At 66.1% G+C, this 17,622-nt stretch carries 13 protein-coding genes; 8 read left to right on the top strand and 5 right to left on the bottom strand.

Annotated elements, in window-relative coordinates; genetic code table 11:
- Positions 1-71 precede the first annotated feature (71 nt).
- From soxC to ACQY46_RS15380, 4 genes are read left to right on the top strand one after another with little or no spacing between them, the layout of a single operon-like run.
- On the top strand, positions 72-1,361 hold the full coding sequence (gene soxC / locus ACQY46_RS15395; RefSeq protein ID WP_428696912.1) for a sulfite dehydrogenase: 1,290 nt from the start codon (positions 72-74) through the stop codon (positions 1,359-1,361).
- Positions 1,345-2,010 (top strand): c-type cytochrome, encoded by a 666-nt coding sequence (locus ACQY46_RS15390; protein ID WP_428696911.1) that lies wholly within the window; start codon positions 1,345-1,347, stop codon positions 2,008-2,010. Before soxC ends, ACQY46_RS15390 begins: the two co-directional genes overlap by 17 nt.
- Positions 2,011-2,067: 57 nt before the next feature.
- Complete coding sequence (locus ACQY46_RS15385) at positions 2,068-2,805, top strand: c-type cytochrome (protein WP_428696910.1); 738 nt, start codon at positions 2,068-2,070, stop codon at positions 2,803-2,805.
- Between the two features lie 55 nt (positions 2,806-2,860).
- Complete coding sequence (locus ACQY46_RS15380; RefSeq protein ID WP_428696909.1) at positions 2,861-4,144, top strand: FCSD flavin-binding domain-containing protein; 1,284 nt, start codon at positions 2,861-2,863, stop codon at positions 4,142-4,144.
- A gap of 76 nt (positions 4,145-4,220) precedes the next feature.
- On the opposite strand, the gene ACQY46_RS15375 is transcribed toward ACQY46_RS15380, so the two are convergent.
- Together ACQY46_RS15375 and ACQY46_RS15370 are read right to left on the bottom strand one after the other, a co-directional pair.
- Positions 4,221-5,192 (bottom strand): DMT family transporter, encoded by a 972-nt coding sequence (locus tag ACQY46_RS15375; RefSeq protein ID WP_428696908.1) that lies wholly within the window; start codon positions 5,190-5,192, stop codon positions 4,221-4,223.
- A gap of 63 nt (positions 5,193-5,255) precedes the next feature.
- Positions 5,256-6,335, bottom strand: coding sequence for an SPOR domain-containing protein (locus tag ACQY46_RS15370; protein WP_428696907.1), 1,080 nt, complete (start codon positions 6,333-6,335; stop codon positions 5,256-5,258).
- Positions 6,336-6,603: 268 nt separating this feature from the next.
- Here ACQY46_RS15370 and glmS point away from each other — a divergent pair, with 268 nt between their 5' ends.
- Complete coding sequence (glmS, locus tag ACQY46_RS15365; RefSeq protein ID WP_428696906.1) at positions 6,604-8,430, top strand: glutamine--fructose-6-phosphate transaminase (isomerizing); 1,827 nt, start codon at positions 6,604-6,606, stop codon at positions 8,428-8,430.
- Between the two features lie 100 nt (positions 8,431-8,530).
- Here glmS and ACQY46_RS15360 read toward each other — a convergent pair whose 3' ends face one another.
- Positions 8,531-9,877 carry a hypothetical protein gene (locus tag ACQY46_RS15360; protein ID WP_428696905.1) on the bottom strand — a complete coding sequence of 449 codons (1,347 nt, stop codon included), beginning with the start codon at positions 9,875-9,877 and terminating at the stop codon, positions 8,531-8,533.
- A gap of 167 nt (positions 9,878-10,044) precedes the next feature.
- Positions 10,045-10,455, bottom strand: a complete 411-nt coding sequence (locus ACQY46_RS15355) for a YbaN family protein (protein ID WP_428696904.1) — start codon at positions 10,453-10,455, stop codon at positions 10,045-10,047.
- A gap of 150 nt (positions 10,456-10,605) precedes the next feature.
- On the opposite strand from ACQY46_RS15355, the gene ACQY46_RS15350 reads away from it, so the two are divergent.
- A complete protein-coding gene (locus ACQY46_RS15350) occupies positions 10,606-11,355 on the top strand; it encodes a DUF502 domain-containing protein (RefSeq protein ID WP_428696903.1) in 750 nt (249 codons plus the stop codon).
- Positions 11,356-11,376: 21 nt separating this feature from the next.
- Here the strand turns inward: ACQY46_RS15350 and recG are convergent, their stop codons facing one another.
- Positions 11,377-13,500 (bottom strand): ATP-dependent DNA helicase RecG, encoded by a 2,124-nt coding sequence (gene recG, locus ACQY46_RS15345; RefSeq protein WP_428696902.1) that lies wholly within the window; start codon positions 13,498-13,500, stop codon positions 11,377-11,379.
- Between the two features lie 190 nt (positions 13,501-13,690).
- Between recG and ACQY46_RS15340 the strand changes: the two genes are divergently transcribed.
- Both ACQY46_RS15340 and mfd read left to right on the top strand, forming a co-directional pair.
- Positions 13,691-14,014 carry a succinate dehydrogenase assembly factor 2 gene (locus tag ACQY46_RS15340; protein WP_428696901.1) on the top strand — a complete coding sequence of 108 codons (324 nt, stop codon included), beginning with the start codon at positions 13,691-13,693 and terminating at the stop codon, positions 14,012-14,014.
- A 17-nt stretch (positions 14,015-14,031) separates the two neighbouring features.
- The gene (gene mfd / locus ACQY46_RS15335; RefSeq protein ID WP_428696900.1) at positions 14,032-17,529 is read left to right on the top strand and encodes a transcription-repair coupling factor; all 3,498 of its coding nucleotides are present in this window, start codon (positions 14,032-14,034) and stop codon (positions 17,527-17,529) included.
- The last annotated feature ends 93 nt before the right edge of the window (positions 17,530-17,622 follow it).

Raw genomic sequence — 17,622 nt, 5'->3', positions numbered from 1 at the left:
GGCAAAGTGCGCCTCTATATTTGCGTTCATATGAATAAACGGATTTGATCCGAGGAAGACGGAGACGAAGGATGACAAGATCGTCGAAGCCCGAAGAGGGCCTTGCCAGTCCGGGCCGGCGCTCGCTGCTGAAGGCCGGCCTTGCGGCGGGAAGCCTTGCGGCGACGGCCGGCCTGGTGCGTGCCGGCGAGGCCAACCCGGAAAACCTGCCGCCCAATGTCGCCGACTGGAGCCGCTATCTCGGCGCCGGCGTCGATGCGGCGCCCTATGGCGTGCCGTCCGAGCACGAGGCGCATGTGGTGCGTCGCAGCGTCGAATGGCTGACCGCATCGCGCGAGAGCTCGGTCAACTTCACTCCGTTGCACGAGCTCGACGGCATCATCACGCCGAACGGTCTTTGCTTCGAGCGCCATCACGGCGGCGTCGCCGAGATGACGCCGACGGACTACCGGTTGATGATCAACGGGCTGGTCGAGACGCCGCTGATCTTCACGCTCGACGACCTGAAGCGCTTCCCGCGGGAGAACCGGCTCTACTTCCTCGAATGCGCGGCGAACTCCGGCATGGAGTGGCGCGGCGCGCAGCTCAACGGCTGCCAGTTCACCCACGGCATGGTCCATTGCGTGATGTATACGGGCGTGCCGCTGCGTTACATCCTGGAAGAGGCCGGCCTCAAGACCAATGCGAAATGGATCATGCCGGAGGGCGGCGATGCCTCGGGCATGAACCGGTCGATCCCGCTGGAAAAGGCGCTCGACGACTGCATGGTCGCGTTCAAGATGAACGGCGAGGCGCTGCGCCCCGAGCAGGGCTATCCGGCGCGGCTCGTGGTGCCGGGCTGGGAAGGCAACATGTGGGTCAAGTGGCTGCGCCGCATCGAGGTGGGCGATGCGCCGTGGCATGCCCGCGAGGAGACGTCCAAATACACGGACCTGATGGAAAACGGGAAGGCGCGGCGCTTCACCTGGGTGATGGACACCAAGTCGGTGATCACCAATCCGAGCCCGCAGGCACCCGTTACCCACGGCAAGGGGCCGATGGTGCTGAGCGGCCTGGCCTGGTCGGGCAACGGCCGGATCACGCGGGTCGATGTGACCACGGACGGCGGCAGGAACTGGCACGAGGCACGCCTCGACGGACCGAGCCTGCCCAAGGCGCTGCATCGCTTCTACCACGAGTTCGACTGGGACGGATCGGAGCTTCTCCTGCAATCGCGCGCCCATGACGAAACGGGATATGTGCAACCCACCAAGGACGCCTTGCGCGCGGTGCGTGGCACCAATTCCATCTACCACAACAACGGCATCCAGACCTGGTATGTGAAGGCTGACGGGAGCGTTGAAAATGTCGAGATTTCCTAAGCTCCTTGTGTCGGGCCTGGCACTGGCCCTGATCGTGTCCGGTCCGGCTTTCGCCGGCAAGCTGGGTCTGGGAACGCCGGCCACGCCCGAAGAGGTGGCCGGATGGGACATCGACATCCGCCCGGACGGCGAAGGGCTTCCCGCCGGCAAAGGCACGGTTGCCGAGGGCGAGGTGATCTTCACCGAACAATGCGCTGTCTGCCACGGCGATTTCGGCGAGGGTGCCGGGCGCTGGCCGGTGCTGGCCGGCGGCAGGGAGACGCTGGCCTCGCACAACCCGGTGAAGACAATCGGCTCGTACTGGCCGTATCTGTCGACAGTCTACGACTATATTTACCGGGCCATGCCCTATGGCAACGCTCAAAGTCTTTCGCCGGACGAAACCTATGCTATCGTGGCCTATCTGCTCTATCTCAACGATGTTGTAACCGACGAGGAATTCGAGCTTTCCAACGAGAACTTCACAACGGTCCGCCTGCCGAACGAGGACGGGTTCATCGACGACGAGCGCCCCGACACCAAGGTCGCCGGAGGGGAGGCGCCTTGCATGAGTGATTGCAAGGCCGAGGTGAAGATCACCAAACGAGCCCGGATCATCGATGTGACGCCCGAGGATGACAGCGATACCGCGGGAGTGAATGTGGATTGAGACATCCGGCGGGGGCCATCGCCCCTGCCGCCCGGCGCCTTGGGAGGGGCGGTCTGAATGGCGCTTCGTGCTGCCTGGCCTGCGGCAGCGGTTCTGGCCGTTGCCATGTTCATGCCGTTGTCTCCGACGCTTGCCGCAAGCGATCCGGAGATCGAGCGCGGGCGGAAGGCCTTCCTCAAATGCCAGGCCTGCCACCAGGTCGGGCCGGCGGCCCGCCACCGTGTCGGCCCCACTCTCAACAACATCTTCGGCCGCCGGGCGGGTACGCTCGACGGCTTCAGCTACTCCGACGGTATGCGCGACGCCGGCCAGAACGGTCTGGTCTGGAACGAGGCCGAACTGGCGAGCTTCATCGAGGCGCCGCGTCAGCATGTTCCCGGCACGACCATGATGTACCGGGGCCTGCCGGATGAGGGCGACAGACGGGCGCTGGTTGCGTTCATACGCCAGTATTCGCCAGGTTCGGCAAACATGCCCGAGACACCGCCGACAGAACCCGTGCGCAGCTCGGCAGGCGATCCGGATGTGCCCGAGCATGTCCTGTCCATCGCCGGCGATCCGGCCTATGGCGAATATCTCTCCAGCGAATGCGTGACCTGTCACCAGGCCAGCGGCGAGGACAAGGGCATTCCCTCGATCACCGGCTGGCCTGTTTGGCAGTTCGCGACGGTGATGCACGCCTACAAGTCGAAGCACCGGGAGAACCCGGTGATGCGTTCGATTGCGGCGAGCCTGGCCGACGAGGAGATTGCCGCGCTTGCGGCCTATTTCACAAATCTCGAACAGCGGCCATAATCTGGGGTAGAAATCTGAAAAATGCCCGTTTAACGGGAAGCGGAGGAGAGCCGGCATGAGCAGCATGACACGACGCCGATTTACCCAGACAGTCGCGGGGGTCGCGGGAGCCGGTCTCCTGACCGGTCTTGGCAGCGCCGCCTACGGGCAGCAGGCACGCCCCAGGGTCGTTGTGGTCGGCGGCGGCGCCGGCGGCGCGACGGCGGCCCGCTACCTTGCCAAGGACAGCCAGGGCACCATCGACGTAACCCTGATCGAACCGACCAAGACCTATTACACCTGCTTTTTCTCCAATCTCTATCTGGGCGGTTTCCGGACACTGGAATCGACCGGGCATACCTACGGCAAGCTTGCCTCCGACTACGGCATCAACGTCTTGCATGACTGGGCGGTGGCGATCGACCGGGACGCGAAGACGGTGGCGCTCGCAGGCGGTGGCAGCGTTCCCTACGACAAGCTGGTGATCGCGCCCGGTATCGACCTGATATACGACAGCGTTCCCGGCTACTCGCTGGAGGCATCCGGCGTCATGCCTCATGCGTGGAAGGCGGGAACCCAGACCACGCTGCTGAAGAACAGGATCGCCGCAATGCGCGAGGGCGGTACCTTCGTCATGGTGCCGCCGCCCAATCCCTATCGGTGCCCGCCCGGCCCCTACGAGCGGGTGTCAATGGTTGCGCACATGCTCAAGCAGTCGAATCCGACCGCGAAGATCATCGTGCTGGATCCAAAGGAAGCCTTCTCCAAGCAGGCCCTGTTCATGGAAGGCTGGGAAAAGCACTATCCGGGCATGGTCGAGTGGCTCCCGGCCTCCATCCATGGCGGCGTCGAGGCGGTCGATGTTGCAAGCGGGGAGATCGTCACGGGTCTCGACACGTTCAAGGCGGATGTCGGGAACATCATTCCGGCACAGAAGGCGGGGCTGATCGCAGAAAATGCAGGGCTTGCCAATGACAGCGGGTTCTGCCCGATCGAGCCGGCCACGATGGCGAGCAAGATGGATGGCAACATCCATGTCATCGGAGATGCCTGCATCGCCGGCGACATGCCGAAATCGGGCTTTTCCGCAAACAGCCAGGCGAAGGTCGCCGCCATGGCGATCCGTGCCGACCTCACGGGCTCCAGCAAGTTTCCGCCGCGCTTCTCCAATACGTGCTGGAGCCTGATCGCTACGGATGACGGCGTGAAGGTCGGCGCAAGATACGAAGCCGGCGAAGAAAAGATCGCCTCCGTCGACAGCTTCATCAGCAAGACCGGCGAGGACGCAGTGTTGCGCAAGGCAACCTACGAGGAATCCGTCGGTTGGTATGAAGGCATCACGGCCGACATTTTCGGCTAGAACCGGCCATTCCCGAGTTCTGAAGGAAGCCGCCGGCGCCAGAGCGTCGGCGGCTTTCCTGCGCCGGCGGAGCCTGTTATTCGGCGGGCGAGGAGGCGGGGTCCGGCCGCCTGAACAGGGCTGCCAGGCCGGATACACGTTGCAGCAGCCAGCGTGGGGCCGTGGCGAGGACAAGGCCGCTCATGATAAAAACAAAGCCGGCAAAATGATAGCCGTGCAGCTCCTCTCCCAGAAACACCACGGCCATGACAACGCCATAGGGCGGCAGCAGGTACATGAAGAGACCTGCCGTTGAGGGACCGACGACCTTGACGCCGTACTGGAAGCAGGAAAAGGCCAGAACCGAGGCCACCAGCGCCACGCCGAAGATGGACAACCAGGCATCCGCCGACACCGGGAACCTGCCTGTTTCCGCAATCTCGACGATGGTGAAGGGCAGCAGCGTGATCGCCCCGCCGAGCGCAAGGGCAGCAAAGAGCGCGAGCGTCGGCACCTCGTTCAGCGAGGAGCGTTTCAGCAGGACCGAGTAGATTGCCCAGCTGAGGGCGGCAATGGCGAAGAGCACGTCCCCGGCATTGAACTGCAGCGACAGCAGCAGCGCCAGCGATCCCTTGACGACGATGGCCAGGACGCCGAGCACGGCAAGGACGATGCCGATCCCCTCGCGCATGCCGACCGCGCGGCCGCGAAACAGCCATTCCAGCAGGATGATGAGGATCGGCGAGGAGGTGTAGATCAGGGTGCCGTTGGTCGCGGTGGTGTAATTCAGCGCGAAGTAGACACCGGCGCCGCAGAACCACATGCCGAGCAGGCCCATCAGGCCGATCAGGTCCCAGTGGCGCCGGAGGTCGCGGGCATGCCGGCGCAGGCCCGGCAGGGCGAAGGGCAACAGGATCAGGAAAGCAAGCACCCAGCGCAGGAAAGCAAGCGTCCAGGGCTCGACCGTGGCGGCGGCAGCCCGCCCGATGACCATGTTGGAGGAGAAGAAGAGCGGGGTCACGAGCAGCAGGACATAGGCCCTGTGCTGAGCATTGGCGGGATCGAACATGGAAAGCCTTGGGTCGCGGTCAAGCGGGTCTGTGAGCGCGCTCCCCGGTCCGGGCGCGGGGCGCTACCGGCTGGCGGCGACCGCGCGCGGGTAGGTCACGGGCCTGCAGGTGATAGCCCCGCTTCCCAGATAAACGCAAGCGGCGGCGGCATCGGCCGCGTTCGGATAGGGGCCTGCGAAAAGGTGAAAGGACCCGTCCGCCTCGTCAATAATACGGGTTTCAAGTGTCTGTGGCAGTTGGCTTTGCGTCGCCTTGAGCTCGTTCCAGGCCGCTTCCGCCTCGGCCGCGGAAGGATAGGTGCCAAGGTCGATGGCAAAGTCGGTGCGCTCGATCCTGTCGGCGCTTTCAAGCGCGATGCGGCCAGCCGCCCCGGTAATGGAGAGCAACGGCTTCTCTTTGGCGGCCGGTGCGGGGGGCCCCCCTTGGGGGATAGAGGCGACGCTGGCCGGTGCTTCAATGCCCGGCGCGGCAACGATGCGCACCGGGTTCCGCAGGGTCTGGGGAAGTGATTCCTCGATCATCCTGCGTCGGTCGGCGGTGCGAGTGTCGACAGTGGAAGACGGTTCTGCCCGAGGGGCTGTCCGGGATTGCTGATTGCGGGCAGAAGGCGCCGGCAAGGTCTCGACCGGCCTCGGCTGTCCGGCCCGCGCGTCGACGGCCGCGTCGATATCGTCGCTGACATCGGGTGCGGCAGCCTGTTCCGTCGTTGCGTCCCCGGCGGGGGCAATGCCGGGATGTACGTCCGCATCATCCTCGCGCGGGCCCGCGCTCAGCATGGCGTTGCGCTCCTGCATGACGGACATGGCGCGGCGCAGTTCCGCCACCTGGCGGCGCAAGGTCTCCATTTCCGCCTTGAGCGCACGGCGTGCCTGCTCGCCCTCGACGCCGCCACTGGAGGGATAGATCTCGATCCCTTCCGGGCCACGCGGAGTGATGGAGGCGGTCGTTCGGACATCCCCCTGCTGGGGAAGGGTCCGGCCCGCGATCCGCGTGCCGGGCTGCGAGGGAGAGGAGGAGAGGAACATCGAGGAAATTCCGACAAGCGCAAACAGCATCGCGCCGCCGCCCCAAAGGGCGATCCAGCGCGCATCCGCCCGGCCTTGCGAGGGGGCGTTCCTGTTGCCTGTCTTCAGCGGTTTCACGCTGCCAACCCCAATCCGTTCCATCCTGTATCTAGAAAACGCCAAACAGGGTTAACAAGCCTTAAAGTTCGGGGCGAAAGCGAGGGGCGCAAGGTGGATTTCTCCGGAATTGCGGCTCTTTCTGGTTTGTTTGCAATTCCGTGTCACGAAGTGAAACAGGTTTTGATTGTGCGGGTGGGGCCTGTGTTCGCTATGGGTGTGCCGGGGAACGCCCGGCGAGACGCGGGGGCTCCGGTGTCACGACACCGGATGGTGGAGACAGTCATACATGTGTGGAATTGTTGGTATTCTGGGAAAGGAGCCTGTGGCCGGGCTTCTGGTCGACGCTCTCAAGCGGCTTGAGTATCGCGGGTACGATTCGGCCGGCGTTGCGACCCTCGACGGCGGCAAGCTGGTGCGCAGCCGCGCGGCCGGAAAGCTGCGCAATCTCCAGGAAAAGCTGGAACGCGCGCCCGTCGCCGGTCTTGCCGGCATCGGCCACACCCGCTGGGCGACGCATGGCGCGGCAACGGAGGCAAATGCGCATCCGCACACGGCACCCGGCGTCTCGGTCGTGCATAACGGCATTATCGAGAACTACCTGGAACTGCGGGAGGATCTCGTCTCCTCCGGTTCGCGGCTGGCAAGCGACACCGATACCGAAGTCGTGGCGCATCTCGTGTCCCGCGAAATCGCCGGCGGAGCCTCGCCCAGGGAAGCGGTCGCCCGCACGTTACCCCGGCTGAAGGGGGCTTTCGCGCTGGCCTTCCTGTTCGAGGGCCATCCCGACCTGTTGATCGGTGCCCGTCGCGGCTCGCCTCTTGCCGTCGGCTATGGCGAGGACGAGATGTATCTGGGATCGGATGCCATCGCGCTGTCGCCGTTTACCGACCAGATCGCCTATCTGGAGGAGGGGGACTGGGTCGTCCTCACCCGCAAGGGCTGCGAGATCCTCGACGCGCGCAACGAGCCGGTCGAGCGGGCGGTAATCTCCTCCCAGGCCGTGTCGCTGACCATCGACAAGGGCAATTACCGGCACTTCATGGCCAAGGAGATCCACGAGCAGCCGGAGGTCATCGGTCACACGCTGTCGCGCTATCTCGACCTTTCCGGCATGAAGCCGGCGTTTTCCAACGGGATGTCGGTCGATTTCGCCGGGCTGGACCGGTTGATCATCTCCGCTTGCGGCACCGCCTATTATGCCGGCCTGGTCGCGAAATACTGGTTCGAGAAGATCGCCCGCCTGCCGGTCGACATCGATGTGGCGTCGGAGTTCCGCTACCGCGAGACGCCCATTCGCCCCAATGACATGGCGCTGTTCATCTCGCAATCGGGCGAGACCGCCGACACGCTGGCCGGCCTGCGCTACTGCAAGTCGCAGGGCATCAAGGTGGCGGCCGTGGTCAACGTGCCGGAATCGACCATCGCCCGCGAGGCCGACATGGTGTTTCCGACCATTGCCGGCCGGGAAATCGGCGTTGCCTCGACGAAGGCCTTCACCTGCCAGCTCGCCGTGCTGGCATCCCTTGCGGTCCATGCCGGGCGCCAGCGAGGGCATCTGAGCGAGGCGGAAGCCGCGGCGATGGTGCGTGCGCTCGCCGAGGCGCCGGGCACGGTCAACCGGGCGCTGTCGCTGGAAGCGGAGATCGAGGCACTGGCGCAGCCGCTGGCACGGGCCCGCGATGTCCTCTACCTGGGGCGCGGCACGAGCTTCCCGCTCGCCATGGAAGGCGCGCTCAAGCTCAAGGAGATCTCCTATATCCACGCGGAGGGCTATCCGGCGGGCGAACTGAAACACGGTCCCATCGCCCTGATCGACGAGGATGTGCCGGTCGTCGTCATCGCACCGTTCGACGCGGTGTTCGAGAAGACCGTGTCGAACATGGAGGAGGTTGCCGCACGCGGGGGCAAGGTGATCCTGATTACCGATGAAAAGGGCGCGGCTGCCTGCGGGGCGCCGACCTGGAAGACCATCGTCGTTCCCGACGTTCCGGAATTCGTGGCGCCGATCGTGTTCGCGCTGCCGGTCCAGCTTCTGGCCTACCACACGGCGGTGTTCATGGGCACCGATGTCGACCAGCCGCGCAATCTGGCGAAGTCGGTCACGGTCGAATAGGTCTCCCGCCGGCAACGACCGGCGCGGAGCGAACAGGACGAGGCAAGACGGCCGCCCGGAACATCCGGGCGGCCGTTTTGCTTCACGAGGTTGCCGGCGTTCAGTTGTTGCCGGCAGGCGCCTGTGCATCATCACCGGCGTCATCGGCCGGGGCCGGGCAGACCATGCCCAGCGTGCCGACGGAGACGCAGGAACTGCACCAGGTGATGTCCTGCTTTTCCTGCTGCTCGAGGAGGTCCTCCTCGCTCATGCCCTCGGGGGCGGGAATGCAGCTGCGGCCGCAGGGCTCGAGGGTCTCCTGCTCGGCGCTCAGCAAGGTATAGAGCTTGCCGGTCGCACACATGGCCGGGGCCGGGGTGAAATCACCGCCGATCCGCCCGGCATCGCCGGTGTCGCCGCCGGAGGACGTGTCGTCGCCGGAGGAGGTGTCGTCGCCTTCCGGTTTGTCGTCCGCGCCCGGTGTCGCGGGTCCTTCCTCGGGGGTGCAGGCGTCGAACAGCTTGGCCAGCGTTTCGGGATCCGTGAAGGGAGCCTGCCCCTCGCCCAGATCGCTGTCGCTGCGGAAGTCGGACCATGCCTCGCGGGTGCGCCGGCCCGTCAGCCCGTCAACCGGCCCGGCATCATAGCCGGCCGCGTTCAGGCAGGCCTGGATCCACGAGATGTTGTCCTGCGGAGCCGGGCTTCTTTGCACCGGCGGGTAGACGGCCGGCGGTGCGACGGAGGGCGGGATCGGCGCGGGCAGGACGCAGCGACGCGCGCGTGCCGAGTAGATGTAGGGCAGGCGGCAGCTGGGCGGACGCTGCGGGCGAACGCAACGGTCGCCGCGGCGCACGTCCGGCGGACGGCAGACGATCGGCCGGGGCGGCATCACGCAGCTTCCGCCCCGCATGACGCGCGGAGGCGCGCAGACGACCGGCAGGGCCACGCAACGACCACCGCGCATGACGCGGGGCGGCAGGCAGACGACCGGCGGGTTCACGCAACGGCCGCCGCGCATGACACGGGGCGGCAGGCAGAGGACGGGCGCGGGCATCACGCAACGGCCGCCCTGCATGACCCGCGGCGGGGCGCAGATGACCGGAGCCGGCAGCACGCAGCGTCCGCCGCGCATGACCCGGGGCGGCAGGCAGACTGCGGGCCGTATGGGCATTTCACAACGCCCACCCCGGATGACCCGGGGCGGGGGGCACAGGATCGGGCGGTCGGGCGAGACGCAGCGCCCGCCGCGCATGACGCGGGGCGGGGCGCAGAGTATCGGCCGCTCGGGAATGACGATCGGACGGTCGCGGCCAAAGTCGAAGGGCTGGGCCGCAGCCGGTACCTGGCCGACCATCCACATGGCCATGGCCAGCAGGACCGGAAGGACGATGGCCTGCCAGGCGGTTGCAACCCGGTCCGGCGGCCGGGCGGTGGCAATTCCCGATAACTGAAGGTGTGTCGTTGTCATTGCCGTATCCTCACATTGACGTTGCAGGACCGTCCTCGGTCCTTGCGGGATCGGATGACGGGATAAGACGAGTTTGCGCCCTGTTGGAAAATGCCGCCGTGATGGCTGTCACATGTGCCGACAGCCGTTTGGCACGTGGTAAACAGGACGTGAAACGCGTTCCGGCGTCAGTCTGACATGTCGGTGCCGGAGGGCCGGGTTGCGACATAGGCGGCACAACAGCCAAGCAACAGGGCAACCAGAAGCGCGAGCGGCAGGCCGGGCCGGGCGCTTGACAGGAAGAACAGGTAGCCGATCGCCATTCCGGCCAGGGCGGCAAGCTTGGCCCGCGGCCGGATCGCGCGCTCCTCCCGCCAGGCGAGAATGCCGGGACCGAAAAGCGGATGCTCCACCAGCCAGGCTTCCAGCGCGGGCGAAGATCGCGCGAAGCAGGCGGTTGCCCCGATGAAGAATATCGTCGAGGGCAGCAGCGGCAGAAAGGCCCCGACGATACCGATGGCGACGAGAGCGCCGCCGAGAAGCCGATAGAGAAGGCGGCTCGCCCGGGCGCCGCGCCGCGCGGGCTCAGCTTCATTCATTGTGGCGGTCTTTTCGTTTCAATGAATTCCCCAAAGAAGCCATCTACAGTATCAATCTAGTGGCAGGGGCAACAGGACACGGGCGGATACGCCCGCCGGGGAGCGCTTCGGCAATCCCCGGCGACAGTTACGGCAAGGTACAACACAAACATGACCGGCGATACGAGTTCGGAACCGACGGATGGCGGGCACCTGGAAAAACCTCCGCGTCCCGGCGCGATGACACGCTTGCGGAACTACTTCCTGACCGGGCTCATCATCGCCGGGCCGCTCGGGATCACCGCCTATCTCACATGGTCGATCGTGCAGTGGATCGACGGCTGGATCAAACCCTTCATTCCGGCGATCTACAATCCGGACACCTATCTGCCGTTTCCGGTGCCGGGTGTGGGGCTCATCGTCGCTTTTCTCGGATTGGTCGTCATCGGCTTCCTGACGGCGAACATCGCCGGCCGGACGCTTCTTTCCTATGGCGAATTGCTGCTCGGCCGCATGCCGGTCGTGCGCAATCTCTACAGCGGTCTGAAACAGATCTTCGAGACCGTCCTGGCGGAGCGCTCGAACAGTTTCAAGAAGGCGGCGATCATCCAGTATCCCCGTCCGGGTTTGTGGGCGATCGTCTTCATCGCCACGGACGCGCGCGGCGAGGTGGCGCACAAGCTCGGACATGCCGGCGCGGATGTCACGGCGGTGTTCCTGCCGACGACCCCCAACCCGACCTCCGGATTTCTCCTGTATGTGCCGCGGAGCGAGGTCATCGAGCTCGACATGACCGTGGAAGAGGCGGCGAAGCTGGTGATTTCCGCCGGTCTCGTCAGCCCGGACTACGACAAGCTCGTGCAGTTGCAGGCGGAGCCGAACGCGCCGGAAGCGCGTGAGCGGGCGAAGGCGGGCGGCTGAGACGGATGAGGGCCGGTTGCCTCAACCGGCGCGCAGCAGGCGGATCGCCTCGTCGCGACCGAACAGATAGAGCAGCAGTCGCAATGCCGGGCCGCGCGGGCCGCAGAGTTGCGGGTCGGTCTCGAGAATCAGCCGGGCGTCGTCTCGGGCAATTTCCAGCAGGTCGGCCTGGGTGGCGGCATCCGCGATCCTGAACCCTGGCGATCCCGACTGGCGCGTGCCCAGGATCTCGCCTTCGCCGCGCAGGCGAAGGTCTTCCTCCGCGATGCGGAAGCCGTCATCCGTCTCCCGCATGATCGACAGCCGGGCGCGCGCGGTCTCGCCGACGGGAGACTTGTAGAGAAGGAGGCAGGTCGAGGTCTCGCTGCCCCGGCCGACGCGGCCACGCAGCTGATGCAGTTGCGACAGGCCGAAACGCTCGGCATGTTCGATGACGATGATCGAGGCATCGGGCACATCGACGCCGACCTCGATCACCGTGGTCGCCACGAGAAGCCCCGCCGGCCCGTCACGAAAGGCGGCCATGGCGGCGGCCTTGTCGTCGCTCGACTGGCGGCCATGAACCAGTGCGATGCGCGGCCCGAGAACCTGGACGAGCATGGCGTGGCGTTCTTCGGCAGCGGCAAGGTCCGATTTTTCGGATTCCTCCACCAGCGGGCAGACCCAATACGCCTTCTTGCCCTCATCGAGTGCCGCGCGCAGCCGCTCGACAACGTCCTCCATCCGCTCGAGCGGCACGGTGACTGTCTTGATCGGCTGGCGCCCGGCCGGTTTTTCGGCGAGCCGGGAAACATCCATGTCGCCGAAATAGGTCAACACCAGCGTACGCGGGATCGGGGTCGCCGTCATCACCAGCATGTCGACGCCCTGGCCCTTGGCGGCCAGCGTCAGGCGCTGGTGAACGCCGAAGCGGTGCTGCTCGTCGACGACGACCAGGCCGAGATTGCGGAAGGCGACATCCCCCTGGAAGAGGGCATGCGTGCCAACGACGAGGTCGATCTCGCCGGCTTCCAGCGCGGCGCGGGCCTCGCGGCGCTTCCGCGTGCCGTCGCGGCCTGTGAGAATTTCCATGCGGATACCGGCCGCCTCGCAGAAGGGCGCGAGCGAGGCGAAGTGCTGGCGGGCCAGGATCTCCGTCGGCGCCATGATGCCGGCCTGGGCGCCGGCTTCCACGACCGCGGCGACGGCGAGCAGGGCGACCACGGTCTTGCCGGCTCCGACATCGCCCTGCAGCAGGCGCAGCATGCGGGTAGGTGCCGCCAGGTCCTGTTCGATCTCGGCGACCGCTGCGGCCTGGCCCTGTGTCAGCGAATAGGGCAGGGCCTCCAGAATGCGGCGCTTCAGGCGGCCGTCGAAGACCCGGGCGATGCCGCGTGTCTGGCGCATGGAGCGGCGGACCAGCGCGAGGGCGAGCTGGTTGGCGAGAAACTCGTCATAGCTGAGACGGGCCCGGGCGGGAGAAATCTCCGCCTCGCCGGTTGCACCGGCCTGCGCGACATGTTCCTCGTCCGGCCTGTGCATGGCCTTGAGCGCCTCGGAAAATGCCGGCCAACCCTCCCGGGCCATCAGGTTCGCGTCCAGCCATTCCGGCAGGTCGGGAATGCGGGCCAGCGCCTCGGCCATTGCCTTCTGCAGGGTCTTGCCGGAAAGCCCTTGCGTCAGCGGATAGACAGGTTCGACCAGCGGCAGGCTGTCGGCTTCCTCCACCGCGACGATGTGGTCGGGATGGATCATCTGCGGCCGGCCGTTGAACCATTCGACGCGACCCGAGACGATCAGGTCGGCTCCGACCGGCAGGGTCTTTTCCAACCAGGCGCTATGCGCATGGAAAAAGACGAAGGCGATTTCGCCGGTCTCGTCATGGGCATAGATGCGATAGGGCGCGCGGCTCGATCGGGGGGGCGCCTGATGGCGGTCGACCCTGACCTCGAGCGTGACGATCGCGCCTTCCGGAGCACGGGCGATTCCCGGTCGCAGACGCCGGTCGATGACACCGCCGGGCAAGTGAAACAGGAGATCGGCCACATGCGGCTCCCGGTCCCCGTCAACGCCGAGCAGCGTGGCAAGGTTGGCAGCCGTGCGTGGCCCGATGCCGGGCAGCGCGGAAACAGGGGCAAAGACGGGATCGAGGAGGCTGGGGCGCATGACTGGAAAGGCGACTTGTCCGGTGTGTTGTGGCAAGGCGGGGCCGGAACGCGCCGGCCGGCGTGGATTGAGTTTCCCGCTGGGACCGCTATAACCCGCGCACCATCAAGGTTCTGTCAAGTCCGCCGCCCGCCATCCACAAGTGGTCCGGTGCCCGTGGCGCGGAATGACGAGACGCGAAGGACGCATCATGGCCGAACGCATCGAAGCCAGCGCAACCGGAACTGCCGCCGGCGACGAGGCACGCCGCAAGCGGATCCTTTATCGTTGCCAGCACCGCGGAATGAAGGAGATGGACATCCTGCTCGGCGGCTATGCAAAGGCCCATATAGGATCCCTGCCGGAGGACAGGCTCGACATTCTCGAGCGGCTGATGGACGTTCCGGACCAGGATCTCTTCAACTGGATGATTGGCCGGGTGGCCGTGCCGGCGGAGCATGACACGGACATCTATCGGGCGGTCGTGGCGTTCAAGACCGCCGGCGACAGGTCGCCCTCCGATTTCTCAGCTTAGGACCGGGAATTCTCACGGTGTTTGATCAACTTTCGCTGCAGGGCGGCAACACGGTCGTCACCGGCGTGCCGGACGGTGCCGAGGCCTATGTGCTGGCGGGCCTTCTTGCCGATGCCAAACCCGGGCTCGCGCTTGTATTCGTCGCGCGCGATGCTTCGCACGCACAGGCCGTGCAGGAAGGCCTGGCATATTTCGCGCCTGCGGCCGAAGTGCTCGACCTGCCGGCCTGGGATTGCCTTCCCTATGACCGGGTTTCGCCGAACCCGGCGCTGGTCGCGCGCCGGCTGACGACCCTGAGCCGACTTGTCCGCGAGGGGAAAGAGGCGCAGCCGACCGTGCTCCTGACCACGGCCAACGCGATACTGCAGCGCCTGCCCGAACCGGATTTCGCACGTTCGCAGAGCTGGAGCGCGCGTCCCGGCAACCGCATCAACCTGTCGGAGCTGATCGCCTGGCTTGAGACCAATGGTTTCGCACGCGCTTCGACCGTCCAGGACACGGGCGAATACGCGGTGCGCGGCGGCATTGTCGACGTCTACGCGCCCGGCATGGAGGCCCCTGTTCGGCTCGATTTCTTCGGCGACACGCTGGAATCGCTGCGCTCCTTCGACACGGAGACCCAGCGCACGACGAAGCAGCTGAAGGAGCTCGACCTTGTCGCGATGAGCGAGGTGGTGCTGTCCGAGGAGGCGATCTCGCGGTTCCGCAAGCGCTACGTGGCCCGCTTCGGCGCCACGGATCGCGATGACATCCTCTACCAGTCAATCAGCGAAGGGCGGCGTTACGCCGGCATGGAACACTGGTTGCCGCTCTTCCACGAAGGGCTGGCGACGCTGTTCGACTATTGCGGCGGCGTACCTGTCGTGCTCGCCCCGTCCGTCGACGAGGTGGTTCGGGAGCGGCTCGAGCAGGTGGCGGAGCACCATCAGGCGCGTGTCGAGGCGCAGGGCAAGGCGGGCGGCAGCGGCTCGGTGCCCTACAAGCCGCTCGATCCGGGTGCGCTCTATCTTTCCGGCGAGGAATGGACGACGCGCCTTGCCGACGGCGAGAGCCTGCGGCTTTCGTCCTTCGACATCCCGCCGGGTACAGGCCGGAAAGTCGTTGCGCTCGACGGGCGGCAGGGGCGCAGCTTCGCGGCCGAGCGCAGTGCCGGTGACGTCAATGTCTTTGACGCGCTCACCACTCACGCGGCGGCGCGGCGCAAGGCCGGCGACCGGATCGTCATCGCCTGCTGGAGCGAGGGCTCGCGCGAGCGGCTCTCGCACGTGCTCGCCGACCACGGTCTCGACAGGGCCGCCCCGGTGGAAACGGATGCGGCGGCGCGGGCCCTGCCCAAGGGCATGGCAGCGCTCGCAGTCCTTGGCGTGGAGCAGGGGTTCGAGATCGACGGCCTGACGCTTGTCTGCGAGCAGGACATTCTCGGCGACCGGCTGGTGCGCCAGCGCAAGCGGCGGGCGAAAGGGGCCAATGTCCTGACCGAGGCGGCAAGCCTCGCGCAGAACGACCTCGTCGTGCATGTCGACCATGGTATCGGCCGCTTCATCGGACTGAAGACCATCGAGGCGGCCGGGGCGCCGCATGACTGCCTGGAGCTGCAATATGCCGGCGGCGACAAGCTGTTCCTGCCGGTGGAGAACATCGAACTGCTGACGCGCTACGGCTCGGAGGATACCGAGGCGCAGCTCGACAAGCTGGGCGGCGGAGCCTGGCAGGCGCGCAAGGCGCGCATGAAGAAGCGCATCCTCGAGATCGCCGACGGCTTGATCAAGACGGCGGCGGCGCGCGCGCTGCGCACGGCACCGCCGATCGCCCCGCCCGAAGGCGTCTATGACGAGTTCGCCACCCGCTTTCCCTATGACGAGACGGAAGACCAGCTCAACGCCATCGATGCCGTCTTCGAGGACCTGGCCTCTGGCCGGCCGATGGACCGGCTTGTGTGCGGCGATGTCGGCTTCGGCAAGACCGAGGTCGCGTTGCGCGCCGCCTTCATTGCCGCGATGACCGGACGCCAGGTGGCGCTGGTCGTGCCGACGACGCTGCTGGCCCGCCAGCACTACAAGACCTTTTCCGATCGCTTCCAGGGCCTGCCGATCAATGTCGCGCACGCCTCGCGGCTGGTGCCGGCAAAGGAGCTCGCGGCGACGAAGAAGGGGATCACCGACGGGTCCGTCGACATCGTCATCGGCACCCATGCGCTGCTTGCCAAGGGGATCTCGTTCCGCGATCTCGGTCTGCTGATCATCGACGAGGAGCAGCATTTCGGCGTCAAGCACAAGGAACGGCTGAAGGAACTCAAGTCCGAGGTTCATGTGCTCACCCTGTCGGCGACGCCGATCCCCCGGACGCTGCAACTGGCCCTGACCGGGGTACGCGAGCTGTCGCTCATTGCCACGCCGCCGGTCGACCGGCTGGCGGTTCGCACGTTCATTTCCCCCTTCGACCCGGTTGTCGTGCGGGAGGCGCTGCTGCGCGAGCGCTATCGCGGCGGCCAGAGCTTCTATGTCTGTCCGCGCGTGTCCGACCTGGCCGACCGCAAGGCGTTCCTTGAGGACGTGGTGCCGGAGGTGAAGGTCGCCGTTGCCCATGGCCAGATGCCGCCCAGCGAGCTCGAGGACGTGATGAATGCCTTCTACGAGGGCAAGTACGACGTGCTGCTGTCGACGACGATCGTTGAATCGGGCCTCGACATCCCGACGGCCAACACGCTGATCGTGCATCGGGCCGACATGTTCGGACTGGCACAGCTCTATCAGCTTCGCGGCCGGGTGGGGCGGTCCAAGACGCGTGCCTATGCACTGTTCACCGTGCCGGCCAACAAGACGCTGACGACGACCGCCGACCGCAGGCTGAAGGTGTTGCAGTCACTCGACAGCCTGGGGGCGGGCTTCCAGCTGGCCAGCCACGATCTCGACATTCGCGGCGCCGGCAACCTTCTGGGCGAGGAGCAGTCCGGCCACATCAAGGAAGTCGGTTACGAGCTCTACCAGCAGATGCTGGAGGAGGCGGTCGCCCAGTTGCGCGCCGGCGACGACACGGAAGCCGAGGAAACCTGGTCGCCGCAGATCCAGGTCGGCACGCCGGTGCTCATTCCCGAAAGCTATGTCGCCGACCTGCCGCTGCGCCTGTCGCTCTATCGCCGGCTTGCCGACCTGACGACGACCGAGGAGATCGATGCTTTCGGCGCCGAGATGATCGACCGCTTCGGCTCGCTGCCGGAGGAGGTCGACCATCTTCTGAAGATCGTCTTCATCAAGGGCCTGTGCCGGCGCGCCAACGTGGAAAAGATCGACGCAGGGCCGAAGGGCGTCGTGATCGCCTTCCGCGGCAACGAGTTCCCGAACCCGGGCGGGCTGGTGTCCTACATCGCCGAGCAGGGGATCCTGGCGAAGATCCGGCCCGACCAGAAGGTCGTGCTCATCCGCGACTGGGAGAGCGCCGAACAGCGGCTGAAAGGCAGCGCCGCCGTGCTCTTGAAGCTGGTGCGCATCGCCGAGGCCGAAACGGCCGCCGCCTGACAAGAGCATGTGCGCTCACGCCTGGCGGACATGCGGTTGCGGCAGTCCCGGTTCGGAAACCAACCATTAAGGCTGATATCCGATAGTCGGTAC

The organism is Stappia sp., from assembly GCF_965276915.1.
In the GTDB taxonomy this organism is placed as follows: Bacteria; Pseudomonadota; Alphaproteobacteria; order Rhizobiales; family Stappiaceae; genus Stappia.
This window is presented reverse-complemented; position numbering and strand designations above follow the sequence as displayed.